The sequence below is a fragment of the Luteimonas saliphila genome (assembly GCF_016774335.1).
GTDB classification, from domain to species: Bacteria; Pseudomonadota; Gammaproteobacteria; order Xanthomonadales; family Xanthomonadaceae; genus Luteimonas; species Luteimonas saliphila.
This window is the reverse complement of sequence record NZ_JAETWA010000046.1, coordinates 92505-107468: the sequence shown is the minus strand read 5'-3', so window position 1 is coordinate 107468 and position 14964 is coordinate 92505. Positions and strand designations below refer to the sequence as shown.

Annotated in this window: 11 protein-coding genes and 1 riboswitch; of the genes, 7 read left to right on the top strand and 4 right to left on the bottom strand. The window is 70.1% G+C overall.

The genetic code is table 11. The features are described from left to right. Nucleotides 1–133 precede the first annotated feature (133 nt). Together JMO03_RS17430 and JMO03_RS21420 are read left to right on the top strand one after the other, a co-directional pair. A complete protein-coding gene (locus tag JMO03_RS17430; RefSeq protein WP_202845022.1) occupies nt 134–709 on the top strand; it encodes a hypothetical protein in 576 nt (191 codons plus the stop codon). 101 nt (nt 710–810) lie between these two features. Beyond that, nucleotides 811–1086 (top strand): EF-hand domain-containing protein, encoded by a 276-nt coding sequence (locus tag JMO03_RS21420; RefSeq protein ID WP_202845021.1) that lies wholly within the window; start codon nt 811–813, stop codon nt 1084–1086. Between the two features lie 61 nt (nt 1087–1147). On the opposite strand, the gene JMO03_RS17420 is transcribed toward JMO03_RS21420, so the two are convergent. Further along, a complete protein-coding gene (locus tag JMO03_RS17420) occupies nt 1148–1906 on the bottom strand; it encodes an AraC family transcriptional regulator (RefSeq protein WP_202845020.1) in 759 nt (252 codons plus the stop codon). A gap of 175 nt (nt 1907–2081) precedes the next feature. Here JMO03_RS17420 and JMO03_RS17415 point away from each other — a divergent pair, with 175 nt between their 5' ends. Both JMO03_RS17415 and JMO03_RS17410 read left to right on the top strand, forming a co-directional pair. Further along, complete coding sequence (locus JMO03_RS17415; RefSeq protein WP_202845019.1) at nt 2082–3059, top strand: alpha/beta hydrolase; 978 nt, start codon at nt 2082–2084, stop codon at nt 3057–3059. After that, nucleotides 3056–3649 carry an FMN-binding negative transcriptional regulator gene (locus JMO03_RS17410; RefSeq protein ID WP_202845018.1) on the top strand — a complete coding sequence of 198 codons (594 nt, stop codon included), beginning with the start codon at nt 3056–3058 and terminating at the stop codon, nt 3647–3649. Before JMO03_RS17415 ends, JMO03_RS17410 begins: the two co-directional genes overlap by 4 nt. Nucleotides 3650–3807: 158 nt before the next feature. On the opposite strand, the gene JMO03_RS17405 is transcribed toward JMO03_RS17410, so the two are convergent. Genes JMO03_RS17405 through JMO03_RS17395 form a run of 3 tightly spaced genes read right to left on the bottom strand, consistent with a single transcriptional unit; the run spans nt 3808 to nt 9749 of the window. Beyond that, the gene (locus tag JMO03_RS17405; RefSeq protein WP_202845017.1) at nt 3808–6000 is read right to left on the bottom strand and encodes a prolyl oligopeptidase family serine peptidase; all 2193 of its coding nucleotides are present in this window, start codon (nt 5998–6000) and stop codon (nt 3808–3810) included. A gap of 17 nt (nt 6001–6017) precedes the next feature. Beyond that, the gene (locus JMO03_RS17400; protein WP_202845016.1) at nt 6018–7475 is read right to left on the bottom strand and encodes an amidase family protein; all 1458 of its coding nucleotides are present in this window, start codon (nt 7473–7475) and stop codon (nt 6018–6020) included. Between the two features lie 21 nt (nt 7476–7496). Next, nucleotides 7497–9749: a TonB-dependent receptor gene (locus JMO03_RS17395; protein ID WP_202845015.1), complete on the bottom strand. Its 2253-nt coding sequence runs from the start codon at nt 9747–9749 to the stop codon at nt 7497–7499. A 336-nt stretch (nt 9750–10085) separates the two neighbouring features. On the opposite strand from JMO03_RS17395, the gene JMO03_RS17390 reads away from it, so the two are divergent. The 3 genes from JMO03_RS17390 (at nt 10086) to JMO03_RS17380 (ending at nt 14917) form a co-directional block, all read left to right on the top strand. Continuing rightward, entirely contained in the window at nt 10086–10574 is a 489-nt protein-coding gene (locus tag JMO03_RS17390; RefSeq protein ID WP_202845014.1) for an Lrp/AsnC family transcriptional regulator, read from the top strand. A gap of 171 nt (nt 10575–10745) precedes the next feature. Further along, a riboswitch (cobalamin riboswitch) is annotated at nt 10746–10975 on the top strand. 206 nt (nt 10976–11181) lie between these two features. Further along, a complete protein-coding gene (locus JMO03_RS17385) occupies nt 11182–13653 on the top strand; it encodes a ribonucleoside-diphosphate reductase subunit alpha (RefSeq protein ID WP_202845233.1) in 2472 nt (823 codons plus the stop codon). Nucleotides 13654–13855: 202 nt separating this feature from the next. After that, nucleotides 13856–14917 (top strand): ribonucleotide-diphosphate reductase subunit beta, encoded by a 1062-nt coding sequence (locus JMO03_RS17380; protein WP_202845013.1) that lies wholly within the window; start codon nt 13856–13858, stop codon nt 14915–14917. Nucleotides 14918–14964 lie beyond the last annotated feature (47 nt).

Below are 14964 nucleotides of genomic sequence, written 5' to 3'. Positions count from 1 at the left end.
CTGTAAGCGGATGTTTCGATGCCGCGACGGCGACACATCCGCTCGCAAAGACGACACACCCGGCCGGCGCCGGCTGGCGAGGATGACGGCACGCGGTGCGCAGCGCACCGCTCCCCCGAGACAGGAGTACGCCATGAACAAGACCCCGATCCTGCTGGCCGCGCTGACGATGTTCGGCGCGATCGCCGGCATCGTCCCCGGGGCGTCGGCCGAACGCGTGCGCGGACGCGTCGTCGCCCACGGCGCCGACGGCGGCCGGATCGCCGCGACCCGTGCGGCAGGCACCGACGGGCACGGCGGTTACGCGCGAGGCCGACTCGTGGCCAGCGGCGACGCGGGCGTGACCGCGCTGCGTCGCGGCATCGCCGGCGACGGCGACCGCAACGTCGCCGGGCGCAGCGCGCGTGTCGTGTACGGCGCCCACGGCGGCGAAGCCGCGCGCCGCGGCAGCTTCCATCGCAATGCCGACGGCAGTGCCGGCCGCCAGGGCAGCGCCTACGTGCACGGTCGCAACGGCGGCAGCGCCCACACCTCGGGCAGCATCGCGCGCGATGCCGACGGCCACGTCGATGGCAGCCGCAGCACCCAGGCCACCGGCGCCAACGGCAACCGGTACGACGCCACGACCACCATCGGCGACGGCGTGGTGGTCCGCACGGCGACCTGCACCAGTGCCGCAGGCGACGCCATCGCCTGCCGCGGCCGCTGAGTTCTCCTCGCGTCGCGGACGGTGCTCCTCCCCCGAGCGCTGGCCCCACGCCGTCCGCGACGCTCTTTCCTTTCAACGCAACCAGAGAAACTTCCATGCGCATGTCCATCCTGTTGGCGACCGCCCTCGCGCTCGCCGCCCTCTCCTCGTCCGCCTGCGCCCAGCGCCAGCTGAGCGACGCACAACGGCAGAAGATCCTGGAACGCTGGCAGGCGGCCGACCGCAACGGCGACGGCGTCATCGACCGGGCCGAGGCCGAGGCCGGCCTGCCGCGCATCTACAAGAATTTCGACACGCTCGATACCGACGGCGACGGCCGCCTGACGCCGGAGGAACTGCGCGCGATGGCCGGACGCTTCGGCGAGCGGCGGCGCTGAGGCGCGGGATTCGTGGCGGCGTTCCTCCGGCGTCGCACCCGGCCGGGTCCGGTGCCGCCGCTCAGCGCGACACGTAGACGCTGGGCGGCTCGCCGAAGGCGCGATGGAACATCGCGGTGAACGCGCTGGGGCTCTCGTAGCCCACGTCCAGGGCCACCGAGGTGATCGACCGGCCGGCAGCGAGCAGCGACACCGCCTCCATCAGCCGCGCCTGCTGCCGCCAGAGGGCGAAGCCCATGCCCAGTTCCTGCTTGAACGCGCGGGTGAAGGTGCGGCGGCTCATGCCGATCAGCGACGACCATGCGTCGATGTCGCGCTGGTCGGCCGGATTGGCGATGATCGCCTGGCACACGCGTACCAGCCGCAGGTCGGACGGCATCGGCACGTGGTAGGGCGCGTTCGGCATCCTGCGGATCTCGTCAAGCAGCAGCGCGACGATCCGGCCTTCGCGGCCTTCGAGGTCGTACTCGGTCGGGAACTTCACCACTTCCAGCACCAGCGCCTTCAGGAAGTCGGACACTTCCAGCACGCGGCAGCTGTCAGGATCGGCATCGTGCGTGGGATCGATGTACAGCGTGCGCAGGGACACCGCGCCGCGGCAGGACACCTCGTGCATCATCCCGGCAGGAAGCCAGACCGCGCGCTGCGGCGGGATCACGAGGCTGGTGCGCGGCGTGACCACCGACATCACCCCGGCGCAGGCGTACAGGAACTGCGCGTGCGCATGGCAATGACCGGGATCGACGAAGCCGGCCGGGTACTCGTCCTCGAGTCCGATCATCGGCCTGGCCTTCAGCGGATAGTCCTGACTGTGCTTCATCGCCTGCCGCGTCGTGCCCCTGGATGCCGCATCGATCACACTCCAATCGCGCGGGTCGCGCAAGGTCGCACGGGCGGTACGGTGCCATCTGGCCCGACCACGAGAGTCTTCGGCCTGTCCCGGCCAGCCGGTTTCGCGGCCGCGGCGCTACCGTATGCGCTCGAAGGGAGAGGCCATGGACAACGCGAGCGGACAGGACCGCGCGTCGGGGCAGGACGACGTCGACCCGCAGATCCGCCGGTTCCTGCAGCGGATGAACGCCGGCTACGCCGCGTTCCCCGGATTGTCCTCGCTGCCGCTGCCGGAGGCCCGCCGGATCGCCGCGCAGGTGCGCGAGCAGTGGGGCCGCGGCGGACCCGCCATGGCCGCCACCGAGGAGCTCCGGGTCGGCGCGTTGCTCACCCGCATCCGCATCCTGAAACCGGCGGTGCCGGCGGCGCCCTCCCCGACCCTGGTGTACCTGCACGGCGGCGGCTGGACGATGTTCGACATCGACACCCACGACCGGCTGATGCGCGAGTATGCCGCGCGCGCCGGCGTGACGGTGGTCGCCGTGGACTACAGCCTGTCGCCGGAGGCGAAGTTCCCGCGTGCGCTCGACGAGACCGTCGACGTGCTCGACTGGCTGCGCGCGCATGACGCGGCGCACGGCATCGACGCTTCGCGGCTCGCGATCGGAGGCGATTCGGCCGGCGCCAACCTGGCGATCGCCAGCCAGCTGCGGCTGCGCGCAGCCGGCCAACCGCTGCTGTCGGCGATGGTGCTCAACTATGGCGTGTACACCGACCGCCACTCGGCGTCGTGGGAGCGCTACGACGGCCCGGCCTACATGCTCGAAGCGGCGGAGATGCACCGCTTCTGGGGCAACTACCTGCGCAGCGACCGCGATCGCGCCGATCCCCTGGCGATGCCGCTGCTGGCCGACCTGCGCGGACTTCCGCCGGCGTTTCTGGCGATCGCCGAATGCGACATCCTCGCCGACGGCAACCACCGCATGGCCGCCGCGCTGCAAGATGCCGGCGTCGCGACCGAGACGCGCGTGTACCCCGGCGCGACCCACAGCTTCCTGGAGGCGATGTCGATCTCCGACCTCGCCAGCCGCGCGCTGGACGATGCCGCCCACTGGCTGAAGACGAGACTGTCGGCGCCATGACGTCGCCGTACGATCCACGCAACCCGGGCGACGTGCGCGCGCTGGTCGACGCCTACCCGCTGGCGTGGGTCGTGCCGCGCGACGTCGACGTCCCCGCGACGCCGCTGCCGCTGCTCGCCGAATGCGGCGGCGATGGCCGCATCGTGTCGCTGTTCGGCCACCTTGCGCGCCGCAATCCACTGCACTCGGCCCTGCAGGCCGCGCCGCGCGCGTTGTTGCTGTTCCAGGGGCCGCAGGGCTACATCGCGCCACGGCTGGTCTCGAAGCCGGACTGGGGCCCGACCTGGAACTATGCGGTGGCCCGCTTCGAGGCCCGGATCCAATTCGTGCCGGGCGAAACCGACGCCGCGCTCGAACGTCTGGCCGCGCACCTCGAGGCCGGGCGGCCCGACCCGTGGACGGTCTCGCGCCTGGGCGCGCGCTACGAACTGCTGCGTGAGCAGATCGTCGCATTCCGCGCCCACGTCGAACAGGCGCATGCCACGTTCAAGCTGGGCCAGGACGAGACCCCGGGGACGTTCGAGGAGATCCTGGCCCGGCACGAAGACGACGCACTCACCGCCTGGATGCGTGGCCAGCGCGAGACGTGAGCGCCGTGCCGGCAGCCGTGTTCGCAGCCGCCGGGTGACCGTGGCGACGAGCTGCCGGCCCTGGCCGTAGATGCCGTTGGCGATCGCCGAACGACGCCCCACGTCGCGAGGGTCGCGTGCCGTCGCGTTCAGGCCAGCACCCAGGACCGCGGTGGCGCTCAGTCGTCGCCGGGCCGCTGCGGCACGGTGCCCCAGCGGTCGTCCGCCGCCCAGCTCGCGAAGGCGTACAGCCGCGCTTCCTGCGCACGGGCAGCGCTCGCGCCGCTGTCGCCGGCATGTCCCGACGCCATCGCGATGCGGACCATGATCGGCCGCGCGGCGGTGGTCAGCGCGCGCGCCTTGACCGCGAACTTCAGCGGCTCGTAGAAGCCGACGCGCTCGTCGGCGACGCTGCCGGTCGCCAGCAGGGCCGGATACGCCGCCGGCCCGAGCTGTTCGTAGGGCGCCCAGGCCTGCATCGCGGCGTGATCTTCGGGGATGCGGGGGTCGCCCCAGATCGGAATCGCGCCCACGCCCAGCGGATGGCTGTCGAAGTGCTCCATGGTGTTGAGCGGGTCGACGAACGGCACCTCGGCGATCACGCCGCCCCACAGCCCGGGCCGCATGGCGTAGACCGCGCCGGCGAGCAGCCCGCCGGCGGACATACCGCGCACCACGATGCGCCGCGGCGCCGTGTAGTCCTGCGCGACGAGGTGCTCGGCGCAGGCGATGAAATCGGTGAACGTGGTGCGCTTGCGGCGTGTGAGCACCGACCGCCACCAGTGGGTGCCCTTCTCGGCGCCACCGCGTACGTGCGCGATCGCGTAGACCCAGCCCTGGTCGACGAGCGCGATGCTCGAAGGCTGGAAGCGCGCCTCGACCGAGGCGCCATAGGACCCGTACGCATACAGCAGCAGCGGGGCGCTTCCATCCAGGGCGGCACCCTTGCGCATCAGCACGGTGATCGGCACTTCGGCGCCATCCCCGGCGCGCGCGGACAGGCGGCGGACCTCGTAGCGCGCGGGATCGTAGGCGGCGACGGTCGCGTGCGCCGAGGTCTCCACCACGCCATCGCCCAGCGACAGCCGGCGCGCGGCCTCCGGCAGGCGCGGCGACTGGTAGCCGAACACCAGCGCATCGGCATCCCAGGCCTGGGCCACCGGCACGCGCAGCGCGTAGGCCGGCTCGTCGAACGCGATCTCGCGTTCGCCACCGTCACGCCGCATCAGCACCAGGCGATGGTGCGCATCGCGCCACTCCTCGCGCACCAGCGCATCGCGGAAGGGGTGGATCGCGGTGATCAGGCGACCGGCCTGGTGCTTGACCAGCGGCTGCCAGTGCGCCTTGCCGGGGGCGGCGATGTCGGCCTGCATCAACTTGAAGTCGACCGCACCGTCGGCATCGGTGAGCACCAGCAGCCGGCCGTTCCAGTCGTCGACGTCGTAGTTCAGGCCGGGCGCCCGCGCCTCGACCAGCACCGGCGCCGACTCCGGCGCGTCCATCGACACCAGCCGAACTTCGGACTGCGCGCCGTTGTAGCTGCGCATCACCACGTAGCGTCCCGACGCGGTGGTGCGCATGAGCAGGAAGAAGCCCGCGTCGGGCTCCTCGTAGAGCAGCGCGTCGCGCCCGCTCGCCAGGTCGCGGCGATGGATGCTCGCGGCGCGGCCGACCGCGTCGCGGCCCACCCAGAACAGCCAGCGGCCGTCGGGCGACAGCGCGAACGTGCCGTAGGCGCTCGCAACCTCGGTCACCATGCGGCCGCTGTCGATCTCGCGCACGCGGATCGTGTACTGGCCCGAGCCGACGCGATCCTCCGACCAGGCGAACAGGCGACCGTCGTGGCTGCGCACCGGTTCGCTCCAGTGCAGCGCGTAGTACGCGCCACCGGCCGATTCGAGGTTCGGATCGAGCAGCACCTGTTCGGGCCCGCCCGACACCGGGCGTCGCAGGTGGGCGGCGTACTCGCTGCCTTCGGCGCGGCGCGTGGAGTAGAAATGGTCGCCGGCACGCACCTCCAGGCGCGCCTGGTCCAGCGGTTCGAGCTCGGCGATGCGCGCGGCCAGCACATCCTGCAAGCGCTGGGTGGGTGCGAGCATCGCGTCGGCGTAGCGGTTCTCGGCCTCGACCGCGGCCCTGATCGGCGCGTCGAGCGAGGAGGGCTCGCGCAGCACGGCCAGCCAGTCCTTCGGTCGCAGCCAGGCATAGTCGTCGATGCGCGCGTGGCCGAAGCGGCCGACCCGCGTCGGGATCCGCGGCGGCTGCGGCGGCAGCGGCCAGCGTGCGGCGCCGGCGAGCGCGCGCCAGGGGCGCAACGCGAGCGCGGCGATGGCACTCGCGCTGCCTGCCAGGAAGCCGCGTCGGCTGTTCATTGCGCGTGCGCCTGTTTTCATCCCGTCGAGTCTGCACCGGATCCGGCGGACCGTGGCGGCCACGCGTTCGCCCAGTCCACCGTCGATTCCAGCTCCCAGGCCAAGGCCAGCAGCACGTCCTCGCGACCGCGGTCGGATGCGAACTGCACGCCCACGGGCAGGCCCTGCGCATTGCGCGACAGCGGCAGCGCGATCGCCGGCGTGCCCGCGAGGTTCTGGACCGGCGTGTAGGACATCCAGTCGAACAGCGCCTCGAACAGCGTGTCGAAGTCACGGTCCGGCGCCAGCTGTCCCAGCAAAGGCGGCGGCGCGCGCACGACCGGCGACAAGACCAGATCGAAGCGCTCGTGCATGCGCGCGAAGCGGCCCGGTAGTTCGGCCACCCCGGCCCAGGCCCGTTCCAGCGCGTCGACGCCGCAATGGGCGTGGTGCCAGTGTGCGAGCTCGCGCGTCCACGGTTCGAGCCGCTGCACGGCGTCGCTGCCGCCGCCCGCGGCCGCCAGCTCGACCGCATCGGCCGCCAGGCGCGACCACAGGGTCTTGAGCGTCGCATCGACCGCCTCGCCGTCGAACGGCCAGCGCGCGGGCTCGACGTGGTGGCCGAGCGATACGCACAGGTCGGCGGCGTGGCGCAGCGCGTCGGCGACGTCCGGATGCGGCGCCTGGTCGCGCAGGTTCGGCGCCACCACGGCGATGCGCAGCCGGCGCGGGTCGGCACCGCGCACCGGCGCACGCGAGGCGTCGGGATGGGTGGCGGCGAACGCCCAGGCGGTGTCGCGGACGCTGCGCGAGAGCAGCACGTCGGATACCAGCAGGTCCTCGATCGCATGCCGCGCGCGCGCCTGCACCACCGCGCCACGGCCGGGCTTGAGTCCGACGACGCCGCAACAGGCCGCCGGCATGCGGATCGAGCCGGCGCCGTCGCTGCCATGCGCCAGGGGCACGATGCCGGCGGCGACCGCCGCCGCCGCGCCGCCGCTGGAGCCGCCGGGCGAATGCGCGGGCGACCACGGGTTGCGCGTCACCGGGCCGGACAGCGGCTCGGTCGACGGCATCAACCCGAACTCGGGCATCGCGCTCTTGCCGATCGCCACCAGGCCCTGCGCATCGAGCCGCTGCACGTAAGGCGGAGCGCGCAGCGCCGGCGCATCGCCGCGACTGCGCGAGCCGCCACGTGAAGGCATGCCCGGCACGTCCAGCGAATCCTTCGCCAGCCAGGGCACGCCCGCGAACGGCCGGCGCGACGGCTCTGCATCGAGTGCCTGCGCACGCACGCACGCGCCAGCGAAACCGCGATGGCTCAATGCCTGCAGTGCCGGATCGAGGTGTTCTGCGCGCAGGCACGCGGCCTCGACCAGGCTACGCGCATCGATCCCGCCCCTGGCCACCAGGGCGGCCTGTGCATGCGCATCGAGCCGCCCGAGCGCGAGGGCTTCGGCCAGGGTGATGCCGGCAGGCGTCGGCCGCGCCTGCACGCGTCGCTCCTGCTGCATCGCTCAGTAGCGCCAGTGCAGGCTGACGCCGAAGGTGCGCGGGCGCACGATGCCCTGGCCGAGACCGTAGGCTTCCGGGGCCGCGCGGGTGACGCCGCGCTCGTCGGTCAGGTTGCTGCCGAACAGGGTCAGGTCGGTACTGCCGAAGCTCAACCGGAAGCGCGCATCGAACAGGTGGTAGTCGCCCTGTTCGTTCGGCGTCACCCCCGGCACCGCCGAATTGAGATCGCTGATGCCTTCGGACAGGTAGGTGTGCGAGAGCATCAGCGTCGGTGCGCGCGCGCCTTCGAAACGCCAGGCCAGCTGGTTGCCGATCGACCAGTCCGCCGAACCGGGCAGGCGCGAACCGCGAGGCGCGGTGCCGTACCAGAGGATGAACACATCCTCCTCGAGCCGGGCGCGCTGCCAAGTCACGCTGCTGGTCCAGTCGAACGCGCGCGAGGGCCGCCACTGCGCCGACACCTCGACGCCCTTGCTCGAGGCCTTGCCGCCGTTGCCGGCGTAGTTGACCACCGGCTCGGGCGTCTGCAGCCGCAGCTGGATGTCGCTCCAGTCGATGTAGAACACCGTCGCATCCAGCAGCAGGCGGCCGCCGGCCAGGTCGCTGCGGAAGCCGAGTTCGTAGTTGACCAGCTCGTCGCTGCGCGAACCGTCCGGGATCGGATGCACGGTCACCGAAGAATTGTTCGGCACGCCGAAGCGGAAGCCTTCCGAGCGCAGCGCATAGACCATGAAGCGATCGTGCGGCCGGTAGCTCAAAGAAACCTTTGGGTTGAAGCCGCTCTCCTCGGTCTCGATGTCCGCGGTCTGCAGCGAGGGCAGCGGATAGACGTCGACGCCCACGGTGGTGCTGCGTTCCCGCACCCGGGTCTCGAACAGGCGCCCGCCCAGGGTCAGGGTCCAGCGCGGGTCGAAGTGGATCGACGCCTCGCCGAACAGCGCCTTCTCGTGACCGGTCACCCGGCTGTAGAACGCATTGAACACCTCACCGTCCGGCGACACCACCGCGCCGGTCCCGGGGCCGAAGCGCGGGTCGGTGGAGGCGTCGAGCGCGGCCGCCATGCCGGGGGCGCCGAGCTGTTCGTACAGGTCCTTGTCGGTGTCGAACAGCATCGCGCCGACCAGCCACTCGAAGCGCCCGCCGCTGTCCGACGCCAGCCGCAGCTCGAAGCTGTCGCCGGTGCTCTCGCCGCCGCTGTTGACGTACAGCGGGCCGTCCACGTCGGTGCCGACGGCGCCGTTGTAGTAGTCCAGGTAGGGGCTCAGGTCGAAGCGCCAGTCCTGCGACTTGTCCTGGCGCGACGCCAGCGCGGTCAGGGTGCCCCAGCCGAGCGCCTGGTCCAGGCGCAGGCTGTGCACGGCGACGTCGGTCTCGGTGAACTCGGGCGTGGTGGTGTAGCGCACCAGGTCGCCCAGCTCCGGGTTGCGATAGGCGTTGTCGTCGGCATCGATCCGCTGGAACAGGCTCAGCCAGGTCAGCGTGGTGCGATCGGTCGGCGTCAGCACCGCCGACACGCGGCCACCGGAGACGGCCACGTCGTTGGCGCCGTCGCGGCCGGTCCCGAGGTTGTCGATGTAGCCGGGATCGTCGCGGAACTGGGCCACGGCGCGGATCGCGAACACGTCCTGCTTGAGCGGCAGGTTGACCATGCCCTTGACCGAATACCCGGCGTCGGCGTTGCGGGTGGCGGACACTCCGGCCTCAACCGCGGCGTCGAACCCGGCACTGTCGGCGGTGTTGGCGATGTAGTTGACCGCCCCGCCCATCGAGGCCGAGCCGAACAGCGAGCCCTGCGGTCCGCGCAGCACTTCGACCCGGTTGAGATCGAAGGCGTCGATGTCGGGGACGGCGATCGTCCAGCCCGGTTCGACCAGCGGCACGTCGTTGAGGAAGTAGCCGGTGGTCGGCTGGCCCTGCGGGTTGCCGGCGCTGGTCGCGATGCCGCGCACCACCACGTGCGAGACGCCCGGCTGGTAGCTGTTGAACACCACGCCGGGCGTCTTCTGGATGTAGTCGGCCAGGCCCTGGGCGCCGAGGTCCTGCAACTGCTGGCTGGTCACCGCGGACACCGAACCGGCCACCTCGCGCACCGACTGCTCGCGCTTGCTGGCGGTCACGATCACGCGGTCGAGGGTCTGCGCGTCGGGGGCCTGGGTATCCGCAGCGTCCTGCGCCCATGCCGTGCCGGTGGCGAGCAGGCCGCAAAGCGCGATGCGGATGGGCAGGCACAGCGGGTGGGGCGACGGTTGGCGCATGGGTTTCTCCTGGCTGGGACGTGGCGGAGTCGGGTCGCGAGGCCCGCGGATCGACGCGGCTGGCTGCGGAGGCAGACCGGTTCTCTTTCATCTAGCGCGCATCCGCGGCGCGGCGTCCACAGCTCCCACGGCGCGGCCCGAGCGATCCAAGCGCATGAAAACAAAGCGTTTCCCGGGATCGTGCGCGAGGTTCCTGCGCCATGCCGCTGCAAAAAGCGCAGGATGTCCAGACCGTGCGCACGAAATCTGCAGAATCTGCGGCGCGCCTTCACGGCGCATGCCGGTGCCGGCCGCCTGCACCTACACTGGGAACGACCCACGTCCCGGCGCAATGCGATGGCCTCCCGCAAGCTCGACCGCATCGACCTGAAGATCCTCAACGTGCTGCAGCAGGACGCGCGGATCACCAACCACGCGCTGGCGGGCCGCGTCGCGCTCTCGCCCAGCGCCTGCCTGAGCCGGGTGCGGGCGCTGGAGACTCGCGGACTGATCAGTGGCTACCGCGCGCATGTCGCGGTCGACCGCATCCGCTCGGCGACGATCGTGATCGCGCAGGTGGCGTTCAAGCGCCATGTCCTGCACGAGTTCGACGACTTCGACGCGCGGATCATGCAGATGCCGGAAGTGGTGGAGGCCTTCCGGATCAGTGGCGACTACGACTACATGATGCGCGTCATCGTCAACGACGTGCACGAGTGGAAGGACATCGCGCGCGCCCTGCTCGGCGGTAACTACGGGGTGGAGAAGATCGTCTCCCAGTTCCTGATGGACGCGGTCAAGCCGTTCAGCGGCTATCCGCTGGCGGCCAAGCCCACCCAGGCCTGACCCGGCAGGGCGACCGCGCCCGGCCCGGCCGGTTCCGGTGCGCGGGCGCCGCTCCCGCCCGCGCGGAACGGGACGGGCCACGCCGCTTGGCGGCACGGCCGGAGCGCGGCGCTGTGGAACAGATGCACGGGGTGTTCCACAAGATTTCGTGTTGACGATTCGGCGACACCACACTATGTTGTGGCCGTCGGTTCCCCCGGCCAAGGGTCGCGGGGATGAAAAGGGAAGCCGGTGACGCCCCGTCCGCAAGGTCGGCGGCCACTCCGGCACTGCCCCGCAGCGGTAATCGGGAACGAACCCGCCACCAGCACTGGAGCCACGCTCCGGGAAGCGGCGGGGGAGGTGGAAGCGCTGCTTCCGTGCCCGTGAGTCCGAAGACCTGCCGACAGCCGCGCGCCTGCACGCCGCGCGGTGCCGGCCGCGGGATCTCCGGGGGGAGAGGGCTGGCGACGCAGGGTCGGGACGCGTTTCCGCGCAGTCCGCGCTTTTGCGACGCCGCCTTTCCATTCTGTCGATCCGGGCCCCGCCGCCTGCGCGGGACTGGCGGACGTGTGCGCGACGCGTGGAGGACGCATTGAACAACAACGACAACGACACCCCGGCCGCCGTGCCGGCCAGCGCACCCGTCGCCACGGGCGCGACGACGAACACCGCCCGGGCAACCCCGCCGGTTGCCGGCGCTGCCGCGCACGCGGCCGAGGGCGACGACGCCATCCCGGCGCCCCGCACCACCGACCTGCCCACCACGCCCGTCGGCACGCAGGACGTCGCCACCTGGATCACCAAGGAAGCCGGCAACCGCCGGATTCCCTACGAACGTGCACGACTGGAGCGCAGCATCGACCGCGTCCACGCCGAATTCCCGCAGCTCGACATCGTCGACTACAAGCGCAGCGTGTTCGGCTTCGTCGAGCGCAAGGACGTGGTGAACGCCGACGACCTGGTCGACCACCTGATCCGCGAGGCCGAGGCCCGGGTCGACGTGGCCGCGCCCGAGTGGGAGATGTTCGCCGCGCGGATCTACCTGCACCGGTTGTACAAGCGCGCCAGCCGCAACCGCTTCTACGATGCCGGGGAGAAGTACGGCTCCTACGTGGGCCTGCAGGAATCGCTGGCCGACCGCAACGTCTATTCCAACGACATCCTGCGCGCGTACTCGAAGGAGGAGCTGCAGGAAGCCGGGCGCATGATCGACCCCGAGCGCGACAAGCTGTTCGCCTACAACGGCCTGTACCTGCTGGCCACGCGTTACCTGGCCACCGACACCTCGCGCGCGGTCTACGAGCTGCCGCAGGAACGCTGGCTCACGATCGCGCTGTACCTGATGCAGGACGAGCTCACGCCCGGCAAGGGCGGGCGCGAGCGCCGCATGCAGCTGGTGGGCGAGGCCTACTGGGCGCTGTCGAACCTGTACATGACCGTGGCCACGCCGACCCTGCAGAACGCCGGCAAGACCGGCGGCCAGCTGTCGTCGTGCTTCATCGACACCGTCGACGATTCGCTGCAGGGCATCTACGACTCCAACACCGACATCGCCCGCGTCTCCAAGGGCGGCGGCGGGGTGGGCGCGTACATGGGCTACGTGCGCTCGTCGGGTTCGTCGATCCGCGGCGTGCCCAATTCCTCGGGCGGCGTGGTGCCGTGGGTCAAGCAGCTCAACAACACCGCCGTCTCGGTCGACCAGCTGGGCCAGCGCAAGGGCGCGGTCGCGGTGTACCTGGACGTCTGGCACCGCGACATCGAGGCCTTCCTCGACCTGCGCCTGAACAACGGCGACCAGCGCCTGCGCGCGCACGACGTGTTCACCTCGGTGTGCATCCCCGACCTGTTCATGGAGGCGGTGGAGCGGCGCGGCGACTGGTACCTGTTCGATCCGCACGAGGTCAAGCGGGTCAAGGGCTGGTACCTGCAGGACTGCTTCGACGAGAAGAAGGGCGAAGGCACGTTCCGCCGCCGCTACGAGGAAGTCGTGGCCGACGAGCGCATCGCGCGCAGGACGGTCAAGGCGATCGACATCTTCAAACGGATCATGGTCAGCCAGCTGGAGACCGGCAATCCCTTCATGTTCTACCGCGACGAGGTGAACCGGAAGAACCCGAACAAGCACGCGGGCATGGTGTATTCGTCGAACCTGTGCACCGAGATCCTGCAGAACATGAGCCCCACAAGGCTGATGCAGGAGATCATTTCCGGCAACCAGATCGTCACCACCAAGCAGGCCGGCGATTTCGTGGTCTGCAACCTGTCCTCGGTCAACCTCGGACGCGCGGTGCTGCCGCAGACCGGACAGGGCGACCTGATCACCGACGTGCTCGAGCGACTGATCCCGATCCAGGTGCGGATGCTCGACAACGTGATCGACCTCAACGACCTGCCGGTGCCGCAGGCGACGATCACCAACGCGAAGTACCGCGCGATCGGCCTGGGCACGTTCGGCTGGCATCACCTGCTGGCGCTCAAGGGCATCCACTGGAACTCGCCGGAGGCGGAGGATTTCAGCGACGCGCTGTACGAGCGCATCAACTACCTGACCATCCAGGCGAGCATGGCGCTGGCGAAGGAGAAGGGCACCTACGCCGTGTTCAGCGGCAGCGACTGGCACACCGGCGCCTATTTCCGCGACCGCGGCTATCACTCGCCGGCGTGGCTCGAACTGGCGGCGCAGGTGGCGGTCAACGGCGTGCGCAACGGCTGGCTGCTGGCGGTCGCGCCGAACATGTCGACCGCGCAGATCGCCGGCTCCACCGCCTCGATCGACCCGATCTACTCCGCGTTCTACTACGAGGAGAAGAAGGACTATCGCAGGCCGGTCGCCGCGCCGGGGCTTTCGCTCGAGACCTGGCCGTACTACGAGAAGGGCGCCTACAAGCTCGACCAGTTCGCCTCGGTGCGGCAGAACGCACGCCGCCAGCGCCACGTCGACCAGTCCATCAGCTTCAACTTCTACGTGCCGAGCACCATCCGCGCCGGCACCCTGCTCGACCTGCACCTGACCGCCTGGCGCGAAGGGCTCAAGACCACCTACTACGTGCGCTCCAACGACATCGACATCGCCGAGTGCGAATGGTGTTCGAGCTGACGACGGCAGGCGCAGACGCGCCGGCCGTCGTCCCGAACGCAGTGAGGGATCTCGTCCCCAGCGATCTTTCCTCCGTAGGAGCGGCTTCAGCCGCGACCCCGAGCCGACTCCGTCCATGTCCGTTCGCATCCATCGCGGCTAAAGCCGCGCCTACGACAGCACAGCGGTGCGCATGAGCGCCCCTCGAACTTCCAGGAACACCATGTCCACCATTGCCCCGCTCACCTCCACCCCGCTCGAACGTATCCGCATCCTCGAGCCGCGCCATCCCAACCGCTCCACCGGGATCATCAACGGCCGCACTTCCGGCATCCTCAACTGGAACGACATCCCGTATCCGTCGTTCTACCGCGCCTACAAGGAGCTCTCGACCAACTTCTGGATTCCCGACGAGGTCGACATGAAGGCCGACGCGCGCCAGTACGGCGAGCTCTCGGCGCGCGAGAAAAACGCGTTCGATTCGATCATCGGCCTGCTCGCCACGCTCGACTCGCCGCAGACGCGCTTCATCTACAACGTCGCCGAATACATCACCGACCCGGCCGCGCACGCCAACGCCGCGATCATCGGCCAGCAGGAAGTGATCCACAACGAAAGCTACAGCTATGTGCTGGCCTCGATCACCGACCTGGCCAACCAGAACCGGGTGTTCGAGATCGCGCGCGCGCATCCGACCATCCTGCGGCGCAATGCGCCGATCATGGAGTCGTACGATGCGTTCATGCGCGAGAGGACCGCCGAGACCCTGCTGCGCGCGCTGATCCAGTCCTCGATCCTGGAAGGCATCAACTTCTATTCCGGCTTCGCCTATTTCTACAACCTGGTGCGGCAGAACCGGATGGCCGGCACCGGCAAGATCATCAGTTTCATCAACCGCGACGAGCTGGCGCACACCAAGTTCATCAGCGAGGTGATCCGCGCCATCGTCGGCGAGAACCCCGAGCTGCAGACCGATGAACTGACGGACTACGTGCACCAGGCCTTCGCCCACGCGATCGAGCTCGAGACGCAGTGGTCGGGCGAGGTGCTCGACGGCATCGACGGCATCGACGTGGACGAGATGATCCGCTACGTGAAGTACCGCGCCAACAAGATGGCCGGGATGCTCGGGATCGAGCGGCTGTACTCCGACAGCACCGACAACGTGATGCCGTGGATCCGCGCCTACGCCGACAACTTCACCGAGACCAAGACCGATTTCTTCGAGATGCGGAACGCGTCCTACAAGAAGACCAATGTCGACAACGGCTTCGACGATCTGTAGGAGCGGCTTCAGCCGCGACCCGGGTTGCGCGGGCAACAGCCATCGCG

Coding starts and splice junctions, on each gene's coding strand:
- JMO03_RS17415 (WP_202845019.1), top strand. CDS start 2,082: ATGGACAACGCGAGCGGACAGGACCGCGCGTCGGGGCAGGACGACGTC.
- JMO03_RS17380 (WP_202845013.1), top strand. CDS start 13,856: ATGTCCACCATTGCCCCGCTCACCTCCACCCCGCTCGAACGTATCCGC.
- JMO03_RS17410 (WP_202845018.1), top strand. CDS start 3,056: ATGACGTCGCCGTACGATCCACGCAACCCGGGCGACGTGCGCGCGCTG.
- JMO03_RS17420 (WP_202845020.1), bottom strand. CDS start 1,906: ATGAAGCACAGTCAGGACTATCCGCTGAAGGCCAGGCCGATGATCGGA.
- JMO03_RS17430 (WP_202845022.1), top strand. CDS start 134: ATGAACAAGACCCCGATCCTGCTGGCCGCGCTGACGATGTTCGGCGCG.
- JMO03_RS17390 (WP_202845014.1), top strand. CDS start 10,086: ATGGCCTCCCGCAAGCTCGACCGCATCGACCTGAAGATCCTCAACGTG.
- JMO03_RS17395 (WP_202845015.1), bottom strand. CDS start 9,749: ATGCGCCAACCGTCGCCCCACCCGCTGTGCCTGCCCATCCGCATCGCG.
- JMO03_RS21420 (WP_202845021.1), top strand. CDS start 811: ATGTCCATCCTGTTGGCGACCGCCCTCGCGCTCGCCGCCCTCTCCTCG.
- JMO03_RS17405 (WP_202845017.1), bottom strand. CDS start 6,000: ATGAACAGCCGACGCGGCTTCCTGGCAGGCAGCGCGAGTGCCATCGCC.